Consider the following 12,502-nt stretch of genomic DNA (forward strand, 5'->3'; position numbering starts at 1 on the left):
AGTAATTAAACAGCCCGATCGGCATGTCTGTTCTATTATTTTTCGAATAATTTATTAAAATCTTCTCTTGAGATTTCTTTATCTTCGATTTTAACTGACTCTTTGATGAAGTCCATCACCTTGTCATTGATAGCTCCTTCAGCCATTTGACGACGTTGTTCTTCTTTCTGAATCATTTCTTTAGCATAGTTCTCTAGGTGCTCATCAGGCACATTGTTCAAACCATACTGCATAAACTGAATACGAGCTGATTTTTTTGCGTATTCAACTACGTCAGCTTCTTCAATTTTAATTTCATTAGCTTTAATAATTGAATTACGGATCAACTGCCATTTCAGATCCTCTAAGAAACGAGGCATTTCATTCTCCAAAGTTTGCTCATCCAACTGCTCGTTTTCACGATTAGTAGCTAACAACCATCTCTTTAAAAATGCTTCAGGAAACTCAACGTCAACTTTACTCATTAATTTTTCTTTGGCATCAACAGTGAAACGATAATCAGTTTCCATAGCCAACATATTAGCAAAGTCACTTTTAACTTTTTCTTTGAATTCTTCTTCTGTTTTTACTTCACCTTCACCGAAAGCTTTGTCAAACAATTCCTGATTCATTTCAGGTTGTTTAAACTCTGTTACTTCTGTAATGGTAAATTGAAAATCACTTGTCAATGTCTCAGCAGCTTCCTTTTCAATTCCTAACATGTAAGTAATCTCAGTTTCGTTAGGGAAAGCTTTTTTAGGATTGAAAGTGATTACATCACCTGCTTTAGCTCCAACTAATTTTGCTTTTTCTGCATCGTCTTTGATGATTTGTAGTGAGATAACAGCATTTTCTTTAGTTATGCCTTCTTCAACTACTTCACCATTTTCGTTTAATTCAGCAAAGCTACCTTTCACCATTGATTTCTCGGTTACTTCATCAACTTTTTCAGTTGTACCGAAACGACCTGCGATAGAATCAACTTGGGTAGCAAGCATCTCGTCAGTTATCTCAATGCTATATAGTGGTAATTTTTCACGCTTGGTTAATTTCACTTCCACCTCTGGAGCAATGGCTACATCAAATGCAAACTCGAAGCTGTCAGCAGTATCAAAGTCAATTAACTCTTGTGATTCAGATGGAAGTGGTTCGCCCAACAAATCTAAGTTGTTTTCAACAATGTATTGGTGAATGCTTTCTGATACAAGTTTGTTAACCTCATCAGCAATAACAGCTTTACCATACATTTTTTTTACCACTCCGGCAGGTACCTTACCCGGACGGAAACCAGGCATATTCACGCGCTTACGATAATCTTTCAAGACATCGTCCACCTTTTTTGCATAGTCCTCTTTCTCAACAGTTAGTTTAATAACCGCGTTTAATGCATCAATGTTTTCCTTTGAAATGTTCATCTGCTTTGATTTAAAGTGAACTCACCTCTTCTATAAAAGCGAATTTGTATCCGAGGGAAAGAAATATTAAAAATTACAATTTGTTTTAACTAAAAAAAACCGCCTCATCGTCGATTTGACTCGATCTATGAGGCGGTATTCTGTGCGGATGAAGGGACTCGAACCCCCACGCCTCTCGGCACTAGATCCTAAGTCTAGCGCGGCTACCAATTACGCCACATCCGCATTTTCGTGTTTCGCGGTGCAAAGATAATAGCTTTTTTATTACCGCAAAATATTTTTTTCAAAAAAAATCTACTTGGCAAAGTCGCGACGCTTCAGCTCAAAGTCATCACCAAGGTACAGACGTTTCACATCTTCGTCTAAGGCAAGGTCTTCCGCTGTTCCGGCTTTTAAAATTTTACCTTCGAATAATAAATAGGCCCTGTCGCAAATCGCTAAAGTTTCATGAACATTATGGTCTGTGATAAGGATTCCAATGTTTTTAAATTTAAGTTTTGCAACAATTTCCTGGATATCTCTCACCGCAATTGGATCGACACCTGCAAAAGGTTCGTCGAGCAAGATAAATTTGGGGTTAATGGCCAATGCACGGGCAATCTCTGTTCTACGGCGCTCTCCTCCTGATAACTGAATGCCCTGACTTTTTCTGATGTGGGTTAATGAGAATTCCTCAAGCAATTCTTCCATTCGTTCTTTCTGATATTGCTTACTGTAATTGGTCATTTCCAATACCGATCTGATATTATCCTCAACACTTAGCTTACGAAATACACTGGCCTCCTGTGCCAGATAGCCAATGCCTTTTTGTGCTCTTCTGAAAACAGCATCGTTAGTTATTTCTTCATCATTCAGGTAGATCTTACCACTATTTGGTTTAATAAGACCTACAGTCATATAGAAGGTAGTTGTTTTACCCGCACCGTTAGGGCCAAGCAATCCAACAATCTCGCCCTGTTCCAAACTAACCGAAACTCCCTTTACTACAGTTCGGTTCTTATATTTCTTAATGAGGTTATCGGTATGAAGCTTTAATTTCTCTTCCATGTTGCATTAATTATTTGCCATTTGTTTTGCTCGCTTGGCTTCAATTCTTCGGGCTATCACAATCCCTGACTCGTACAATATAATCAAAGGAATACATACTAACAATTGACTGATCACATCCGGAGGAGTTATCACGGCAGCTAAGATCAAAGCCAGTACAATTGAGTGTTTCCTGTATTTTCGCAAAAACTCAGAGCTTACAATTCCTACTTTAGCAAGGAAATATATGAAGATGGGTAATTCAAAAATAATACCTCCGGCCAATACGATTGATGTAATGGTACCTATATATGAACCCAGATTAACAATGTTCTCAACTTTTTCACTTACTTGGTAGGTTCCCAGAAAATGAACCGACAGAGGACATATTATATAGTAAGCGAATAATATTCCAACAGTGAAAAGGATTGAAGTAAAGAAAATTGCTCCTCTTGAATGCTTAACTTCTTTAGAATACAATGCAGGCTTAATAAAACGCCAGAATTCCCAAAATACATAAGGAAAGGCTACAACAATACCGGCAACAAAAGAAACCCAGATGTGAGTTGTAAACTGACCTGACATTTTGATATTCTGAAAACTTAGCGGTTCCTGGTTGATGCAAAGTAATGGCATATCCAATTCGGTGGATAACCAACACAAAAGCCTGTTAGTAAAGAAATCAGGATCGGATGGGGCTAATATAACGGTGTCAAACACAAAGCCTTTGAATATAAAGGCCAGCACAGCGAAAATGAAAACACCAGCAAAAGCCCTTACCAGATGCCAACGAAGCACCTCCAAATGGTCCAGAAACGACATTTCACCGGAAGAATTATTGCTCATCTCTTTTAAGATTGAATTTTTATTGATTCAGCGCCGACAAATTTAGTTATTCAAATTGTTAAAAATACTTAAACGAATTAGTCAGGATTACTATAATCATGCGCATTGCGAAGATAATATTCACAATCTGTTTTGCAAACTTCTTGTTATTGAGAAAGATTATGCATAACTTCAATTTATAAGATTTTATTTAGCTAATTATTAATTGATTAATAGTGCAATTGGTAAACTGGCTTCTAAACTAAAGACATTAAACAAAACATACCTTCGAATTGATATTGACAAAACTGTTTCATTATCTTTCTAATAGGTTGAACAATTATTTAAGATAGATTAAGATTTCAGGGTTGATAAAAACACGGATTTTAAATCTTTAAAAGTTATTTTTGTTTAAAGTCTTGAATTGAGGAAAACATTTCGGGCGGGAACTACCGCCGGAAAGAAATTTAAAAATTGTTATGGCAAAGCAGGTTGATCTAAATGCTCAGTTAAAAAAGCATTTTGGGTTTGATACCTTTAAAGGGAATCAAGAGGACGTCATTAACAATGTATTAAAGGGAAATGATACATTTGTTTTGATGCCAACAGGAGGAGGTAAATCTCTGTGTTACCAACTTCCGGCACTCATTCTACCCGGAACGGCAATTATTATATCGCCATTGATTGCTTTGATGAAGAATCAGGTTGATGCAATGAGAAACTTCAGTGAAGATAACGGTATTGCACACTTTTTAAATTCGTCACTTACCAAAACTGCAATAAATCAGGTTAAAGAAGATATTCTTCAGGGCAAAACCAAGTTGTTATATGTAGCTCCCGAATCATTGACAAAAGAAGAAAATATTGAGTTTCTGAAGCAGATTGATATTTCGTTCTATGCGGTTGATGAAGCCCATTGTATCTCAGAATGGGGTCATGATTTCCGACCTGAATATAGACGTATTCGTCCAATTATAAGTGAAATAGGCAACTCGCCACTTATGGCTCTGACAGCTACTGCAACACCTAAGGTGCAGAATGATATTCAGAAAAACCTGGGTATGCTTGATGCGATGGTTTTCAAATCATCCTTTAACAGACCCAATCTGTATTATGAGGTGAGACCTAAACTTCATCCATCAAAAGAAATTATTAAGATTCTGAAGAATAATGTTGGAAAGTCGGCCATTATCTATTGTTTAAGCAGGAAGAAGGTGGAAGAACTGGCTGAGACATTAGTTGTTAATGGTATAAAAGCGCTTGCGTATCATGCCGGAATGGATGCTTCAACCAGGGCTAAGAATCAGGATATGTTTTTGATGGAGGAAACGGATGTAATAGTTGCGACTATTGCTTTTGGAATGGGTATCGACAAACCCGATGTACGGATTGTGATGCACTATGATATTCCTAAAAGTCTGGAAGGTTATTACCAGGAAACAGGTCGTGCCGGACGTGATGGAGGTGAAGGAAGGTGTATTGCATTTTACAGCTATAAGGATATTCAGAAGCTGGAGAAATTTATGCAGGGAAAACCACTGGCAGAGCAGGAAATTGGTAAACAGTTATTGCTCGAAACAGTTTCTTATGCCGAATCATCTATCTGTCGTCGAAAAACACTCCTTCATTATTTTGGTGAGAAGTATCACGAAGAAAACTGTGAGACCTGTGATAATTGTGTCAATCCTAAAGAGGAGTTTGAGGCTAAAGACAGTGTTGTAAAAGTTCTGAATACCATTGTTGAATTTAAAGAACGCTTTAAATCAGATCATATTATTAATATACTGATTGGAAATAATAATACAGCCGTAAAATCATATAAACACAACGAACATTCTTTGTTTGGTTCTGGTGATGAATTTGATGACAAGCACTGGAATGCTGTTATTCGACAATCGTTGGTGCGTGGTTTTATCATAAAAGATATCGAGACTTACGGTCTGTTACATGTGAGTAAAAAAGGTCATGAGTTTCTGAAAAGTCCGGAATCAATCATGATGACAAAAGATCATGATTTTGATACCATTGAAGAAGAAACCAATACAGGTGGAACAGCAGCCGTTGATGATGCGTTGTTCTCAATGCTGAAGGATTTGAGAAAAAAGATCTCAAAGAAATTGAATCTTCCTCCTTTTGTCATCTTTCAGGATCCTTCATTGGAAGCAATGTCGACCTATTATCCGGTAAGTATTGAAGAATTACAGAATATTCCGGGTGTAGGAACCGGTAAGGCTAATCGATTTGGTAAAGACTTTGTAAAACTGATTGCCGACCATGTTGATGAAAACGAAATTGATCGTCCAATGGATATGGTGGTAAAATCGGTTGCTAACAAATCGAAAATGAAGATTAGCATTATTCAAAGTATCGACCGCCAAATGCCACTTGACGAAATTGCCTCGTCAAAGGGTATGGAGATGGATGAATTAATTAAGGAATTAGAATCAATTGTTTATTCAGGAACCCGTGTCAATATCGATTACTACATTGATCAGGTAATGGACGAAGACATTAGCGATGATATATTTTACTACTTTAAAGAAGAGGCTGAAACAGATGAAATAGATGCGGCTCTTGAGGAATTAGGTGAAGACGCATATTCGGAAGAGAATATTCGATTAGTGCGAATAAAATTTATTTCTGAAGTTGGAAATTAATATATTTGAATGCTTCATAAAATTATTAGGATGAATTTGCGGTGCGAATTTTCCTAATAATTTGAAATCATACATAACGCATAGTCACAAAGCATATTAATCCAAATCTATCCGTGTGATTATGTAAATACTCTTTGAGTCTGTGCAATAATTTAGAATTATTAACAAAGCAATTCTAACAATTTGTTATTAAAAGCTGCAATATTTATTTAAATTTGCAGCTCATTCATAACTTAAATCGTGTACCAATTATGAAAGATGATGTGCTTTTAAAGCAAAAACCCAGCAAGAAGGATAGGAAGGACATGATACAATACATCAACCTTCAGTTAGCATCGTTGGGGCAGCCCTTGTTTTACGACGAATCTGACGCTAAAACAAAATTCTCCAACGCCAAGTTTCTATCACTTACTGAAGGGCTTATCAACAGTTTTAGAGAAAAATCACGTTTGTTATCAGACCACCTTTCCCCTGTTGATACACGCATTCAGAATTTTCTTGATTCTTATCTGGCAGATGTCGAGTTTGATAATTCATTCCGACTACCAAACAAAACATTTGTATTAAACCAAAAAGGTTTGGCTCGCGAGGTGAGTTTACCTCCTAACAAAAATAGTTTTGAAAGTGAATTGGTTAAATCATACCGTGTAAAACAAGGTATCTTAAATAATCCGTTCAATGATAAAAGAACCACAAAAGGTACTTTTCATATTGTAGAAGGAGGATTGCCTGTTCCACTTGATAAAAAAGAAGTGCCAAAAATAGCTTTTGCACACATGTTGCATGCAGCTATGAATCCTTCAGAGGAGATGAATGTCCTGCCTTTTACAGCAATGCAGGAAGACAAAGCCAAAATAATGGTTTCTCTTTTGCTTCGTCCGGTTGTGTGCCCCGAAGTTAAAGGTGTAATCAGCGAAAAAAGTATGGAAGTACGCTTTTTCGCTCCTGGTAGTTTGGTGAGTAATCTTGATTTTGTTGAAAATATCTTCGGAAACGCAGGTGACCACAACTTAGCAGAAAATGACTCAGCTTTAGATATTGAACACTGGACAGGTACTACAGGATGTATCATTCTTGCACCTCAGTTAACGAAGCTGAAGAAAAAAGATATGGGTCTTCCACACTACGATGACGCTACAGAAAGACAGCGTAAAGATGGAATGTGTTGGAAAGATGCCGATGAATTATATAACGAAGGAGGTGCTTTTAAAGTAACTTGTCGTGATGAACGTGGAGTTGTTGTAACGCTTATTGCAGATAACTACTACGGATATTCTAAAAAGGAAATTAAAACCCAGATTGGTTATTCTGCCAATATTTATGGTTTGGTAGAAGAAGAGCATGCGGGTGGTGCCATTGCTTTTCCTCGTGGGATCATGGGTGAAAGTGTTTATGGAGAATTATTCTCATCCAAATTAGGCCGGACTTATACATTCGAAGAGGCAAAAGCATTATTAGGCGATCGCATTGAGGTTAACACCGAAATGAACTATGCGATTGATAAAAAATATCAGGATATTATCTACATACCTGAAAATGCTGATATTGATATTAATGCCAATAAAGTAAGTTGGGAATATAACGGAAAAGAGCAAAAGTTGAAATTGTCACCGGATAAATTTTATATCCATCCTTCAGGAAACAAATTTCAATTAGCAAAACATCCGGCTCAACCTTTGTGGAGAATTATCAATACTGCTCCTGAAGGTATGTTCTGTCATAAACCATGTACTGTATCAGGTGGTGGTAAATCAGAAATCTCTAAATCAATGCAGAATGCCATTAAATATGGTACCTACAATATCGTTGATTTGGAAGAAGATTTTAAATTGGCCGACATGGTTATCGACTATGATTATTCGACCCGTTGGAAGGATATCAGACCTGATGCCAGTCCGTCTCGTCCATTATTAAGCCCTAAGCGTACATTGGGTTCTGCTGTTAAATTGTTAACTCCATCAGATCAATATAATGATGAATACAATAAATGGTTGACAGAGATTCCTGATCACATTCGTTCATTGGTACTGTTTCTTAAGAGATTGTACCGTAATGATCGTGAGCAAGGAAACTGGAAAGATTATATGTCAGTAGAGTTTATCAATGGCCGTAAAGGAACAACTTTATTGTACAAGCATAATAATGTATTAGCCAGCTATGTTCGTATTGGATTTGATCAGGAAGGAAACTGGTTATTACATAAATTGAGATCTGACTTTGTGCCTAGTCACAAGATACAGATGGAAGATGATATCTCTGCCTCAATTACATTGCCATCAAAGAGTCTGAAAGATTTGAATCCGGAGTATTCAAACAAGAGTTTGAAAATGGTAGCCAACTGTGAGGCTCATCTTTTCCAACGTCCTGATGAGGCAATTCACAGAGGTTATGATGTTGAAGCTGAAGCAGATATTGTTCAGGCCAACACGTTTCTAACCAATTATGAACCTTTAACTTATGAGGATGCGAAAGACTTATTAGAGGATGCGATTAGTTTTGAGCAATATACTCAGCCTGTTAAAGATCTGATTAAAGAGGTAGTTGAGTCTGGGAAAGATGGTTATTTTGTGGTTCCTTCACATCCTCGTATTGTAGATGGTGAGCCAACAAAAAATCCTCGTTACCTGCAAAGGAATATCTATACTGAGGAAACATTGGATAGCTATATGGCTGAAATAGGAATTCGTATGCATCGCAAGATCAAGAACGAAGATCCGGTTATTTATCCTGTAAATGCTGTGCTTCCGGGTAGACGAAACAATCCGGCTGATCGTGCAGCAGGAATCAGACCTTTGGCTGTTTACAATCCAATTCACTACCAGGAGCTTCCTGAGTTGTTTATGGATTTCATCTGTAGCTTAACAGGTAAATCTCCTTCAACTACAGGAGCTGGATCAGAAGGTGCATTGACAAAAGGTCCGTTTAACATGTTGGTTCCAACATCTGACCTTAATAATGCATTGCTTTCTTATATTCTTACCGAATATCAGGGCTTCAGCTCTGCAGCAGGTTATGTGGGTGGCGAAAACAGATTTGACCATGACATCAGTATCCTGATTCCTGAAATCTGGGCACGTTTGGTACCGGAAGACAGAGATCCTAAGACACTGATTGAAAATAAATGTCTTGAGAAACTGGAAGATTTCGAATACAATGGCGAGAAAGTATACGCAAGCCGTTTAGGTTACCGTATTACCAAAAACTTTGCTTTCCGTTGTATGAACCGTTTGTTCGATGAACCTCTGGCTGTATTTAACGAGCATATGTTGAAACCAGAGAAGCAAAATATGGAAGATTTTGTGGATGGTATCAATAATATTGTTGAGGCTCAGAAGAAGGTTGCTCTAAGTTATTTTGAAGATGGAAGTGTTGATGGAGCCATTCCTCCGTTGAAGATTTTGCTTCACATTATGGCTTATGGCGAATATGAAGGAAAAGATATCAGTGATCCTGAATTGAGAAAGTATTTCGAACGTGATTATGTAATCAATAGTGATTGGTATAAAGCTCGTTTGAAGCACAAACAAGAGAAGGATGTGAAGTTCCATGCTGATCAGATTGCTTATCTTGAAGCTTTCAAAGCTAATCCGGATAACAGTGCAATCATAGACGAAATGGATATTGAAACCCGTTTGAAACGTGCAAAAGAATTATTGGCACATGCATCATCTGATGCTTACCTTTCAGAATTGGAAGGAACTATTGGAGCTGATATTTTGTATACGAAATAATTTACAATTGTTGAATAAAAACGAAGGCTACTCATTTTGAGTGGCCTTTTGTTTTTTAAAGGGGTAATGAAATTCGAACGGTTGTGCCCATGCCCAATTCAGATTCAAAGAGTAACTGACCATTGTGTTCCTCAATAATCTTTTGAGTTATTGATAATCCTAAACCTGTTCCTTCACCCGATGGTTTGGTTGTGAAGAATGGCTCTGTTAATCGGTTAATATCCTCAGGGCTTATGCCTTTACCGCTATCAATAAAAACAAGCTGAACGTTATCATTATCAACTAATGTTTTAATAATAATCTTACCTTCTTTAGTAATAGCCTGAGCGGCATTATTTAGAATGTTGATTATAACCTGGTGCAGTTGCCCTTCGTTACCCGAAATAATAATAGGCTCATAATAGAATTGTCTTTCAATTTCAATTCTATGTTTTATTTTATTCGAAAGGATATTTAAACAGTTATCAATGATAGTATGAATATTGAAATGTTCTGTTTTCTCATTTTTTTGTCTGCTGAATTGATTTAAACTGGCTACAATATCTGCCGATCGGCTTACACCTTCATTAATTGAATTCAGAAGAATGTTAATTTCTTCAGGTATGTCATTGTAATTGTCTTCAAAATAGGCTTCTAAACCTAATGAGCCGGCCTGTATGTATTGTAAAGGACTGTTTACTTCGTGGGCTATGCCTGCTGACAAAACACCTAAGGTTGCCATTTTCTCCGACCTTAACAGTTTTTCATGAGCACTCTTTAACTCTTCAAGAGTCGTTCTTAATTCCTCTTTTTGGTAAATCAGATCCCCGTTGATTCTCGTTAGTTCATCATTTGCCCGGTGCAAGGCAACAGTTCTTTCTTGTACTAAATCTTCCAGGCGGTTTCTGTAATTATCTAACTGTATTTGTATTTTTTTCTTTTCATCAATATCTCTAACAACAGCCAATAATTTGTTTTGACCAAGAATTCTGGCTTTTTTCATTGATACCTCTATCCAGAATGTTTCCCCATTTCTTTTGGTTGAAAGCCATTCGAAAACGGTACTTCCGTGTTCTATTACTTCCGTGAAATATTTTTTAACTTCCTCATAACCATATCCTTCTTTATTCTTATTCAGTTCTTTCCATTCTATAAACTGTATCTCTTCCCTTATATAACCATACATCTCTAGCATGGCATCGTTTACATCTTCAATATTTCCCTGGTAGTCCATTTTGAAGATAGCATCGGTTGATGAATTAAATATCTCGCGATAACTCTGTTCGCTAAATGTCAGGCTTCTGTTTTTTTGTTTCAGGTCTTGAAGCAGACGAAAAAAGGAAGTATTAAATTGCGTAAGGATAATTAAAATAGAAATGGACACAAATCCTAAAATCAAAAGGGCCAGAATCCATGTCTGTATATGAGAGTATCGTTCAAGGTCGATATCTCTTACGGAGAGATAACCACTAACGTGTAACAGACCCAATAAAACGATGGCGGCAATGGTACTTAAAAAGATAATAACAGAATGTTTAAGGCTAAATGCCATGGTTGAAAAGAAGGGTACCATGATAATCAATGGCAGATACTCTGAATAAATTCCTAGCCAGGCAACATGAAGTATAACAACTGTTATCAGTGCAAATATCAGAATGGACGATTTAATTTTCAGGCTGAGCCTTTTCCTAAATATGGCTACTGATATTGCAAGAGATAACGTAAATGTATTTACTATGTAATTCAGTTTATTAAAATAGTTTGGCACATCGCTAAAGCTAAGCGCAAAAGCGGTAGCATACATCAATCCCCCAACAACCAATGAAATGTTTACAATTCGGTTTTTAAGAGAATCAATCCCGATATTTGATTCTTGTCTCCCCATTTGGTATATCTTCCAACTCCCCCAAAATGCTTTCTGATAATACAGAATAGCATTAGTTATTTAATAATACCTGTTGTTATTTTCCCTTACTAAACACAAAGTTAGTTATTTTGATTCAAACAGTAATCAACTAACTATATATCAACAGTCAGAATTCGATACGTGCGCCACTATTAAAGGTTATAACCTTATGATGAAAAAATTGTTCAAATAATGTAATGGCCTCATCACCTGTGCAGTGATTCAAACCCCATTGATCAACGCGAATGGTTTTTAATCCTTCAATTACATTTTTGATTTCTTCTTCTGATCTTCCGTTTAAGTGTAATCCGCCACCTATAAAACTATATTGATCAATGCCTAGTTGAGATTTAATGGTTTCAGTAATATTTACAATGCCGTTGTGTGCACAACCGCTTAATAAAGCCGTGTGGTCATTTTCTTTTGCAACCACCACCACTTCATCTTCGAACGGATCAGGCATATACTCATTTTCATTTTTATATACCAAGCGCTGGTTTAATATGGGGGTTTGTCCTGCGCTGGTTAAGTTGGTAACTACCCAGAAATCAGTAAATAGTTCCACTGTTTTGTCAATAAATTGAATGCGATCAGCAAAAGTCTTCCATTCTTCTTTCCAGGGAATTCCATTTGACTTAATCATATTGGCTGACCGTGAGAATCGCTCTTTAAAAGCATCGGTATGCATTATTACCTTTGCTTTTGAATTGATTTTTAAGAAGGAGGGCAAGCCGCCGGTATGATCATAATGGCCATGACTAAGAATGACGTAATCAATGTTTTTTAAATCAATTCCTAAAGCGTGAGCATTGTGAATAAACTTATCAGACTGACCTACATCAAACAGCACAGCTTTGTTATTCACTTCCAGATAGGTTGATAATCCGTGTTCGCAGAGGATCTGTTGATCGTGACTTTTGTTTTCGATGACATTTATTATTTTCACTACCTTTCAATTCAATTTTAGAGATAAATCAAGAACTA

At 36.8% G+C, this 12,502-nt stretch carries 7 protein-coding genes and 1 tRNA gene; 2 read left to right on the forward strand and 6 right to left on the reverse strand.

Features of this window, described 5'->3' with window-relative positions:
• Positions 1-35: 35 nt before the first annotated feature.
• The 4 genes from tig to tatC form a co-directional block, all read right to left on the reverse strand.
• Complete coding sequence (tig, locus tag ACRD62_RS14910; protein WP_430820907.1) at positions 36-1,394, reverse strand: trigger factor; 1,359 nt, start codon at positions 1,392-1,394, stop codon at positions 36-38.
• A 143-nt stretch (positions 1,395-1,537) separates the two neighbouring features.
• A tRNA-Leu gene (locus ACRD62_RS14915) sits at positions 1,538-1,619 on the reverse strand.
• A 69-nt stretch (positions 1,620-1,688) separates the two neighbouring features.
• Positions 1,689-2,441 carry an LPS export ABC transporter ATP-binding protein gene (lptB, locus tag ACRD62_RS14920; protein ID WP_430820908.1) on the reverse strand — a complete coding sequence of 251 codons (753 nt, stop codon included), beginning with the start codon at positions 2,439-2,441 and terminating at the stop codon, positions 1,689-1,691.
• 6 nt (positions 2,442-2,447) lie between these two features.
• The gene (tatC, locus tag ACRD62_RS14925; RefSeq protein WP_430820909.1) at positions 2,448-3,266 is read right to left on the reverse strand and encodes a twin-arginine translocase subunit TatC; all 819 of its coding nucleotides are present in this window, start codon (positions 3,264-3,266) and stop codon (positions 2,448-2,450) included.
• A 458-nt stretch (positions 3,267-3,724) separates the two neighbouring features.
• On the opposite strand from tatC, the gene recQ reads away from it, so the two are divergent.
• Positions 3,725-5,902 (forward strand): DNA helicase RecQ, encoded by a 2,178-nt coding sequence (recQ, locus tag ACRD62_RS14930; protein ID WP_430820910.1) that lies wholly within the window; start codon positions 3,725-3,727, stop codon positions 5,900-5,902.
• A 251-nt stretch (positions 5,903-6,153) separates the two neighbouring features.
• On the forward strand, positions 6,154-9,633 hold the full coding sequence (locus ACRD62_RS14935) for a PPi-type phosphoenolpyruvate carboxykinase family protein (protein ID WP_430820911.1): 3,480 nt from the start codon (positions 6,154-6,156) through the stop codon (positions 9,631-9,633).
• A 55-nt stretch (positions 9,634-9,688) separates the two neighbouring features.
• On the opposite strand, the gene ACRD62_RS14940 is transcribed toward ACRD62_RS14935, so the two are convergent.
• Both ACRD62_RS14940 and ACRD62_RS14945 read right to left on the reverse strand, forming a co-directional pair.
• Positions 9,689-11,497, reverse strand: a complete 1,809-nt coding sequence (locus tag ACRD62_RS14940) for a sensor histidine kinase (RefSeq protein ID WP_430820912.1) — start codon at positions 11,495-11,497, stop codon at positions 9,689-9,691.
• 148 nt (positions 11,498-11,645) lie between these two features.
• Complete coding sequence (locus ACRD62_RS14945) at positions 11,646-12,464, reverse strand: MBL fold metallo-hydrolase (RefSeq protein ID WP_430820913.1); 819 nt, start codon at positions 12,462-12,464, stop codon at positions 11,646-11,648.
• Between the last annotated feature and the right edge of the window lie 38 nt (positions 12,465-12,502).

The sequence above is a fragment of the Carboxylicivirga caseinilyticus genome, from assembly GCF_050589785.1.
Taxonomy (GTDB): Bacteria; Bacteroidota; Bacteroidia; order Bacteroidales; family Marinilabiliaceae; genus Carboxylicivirga; species Carboxylicivirga caseinilyticus.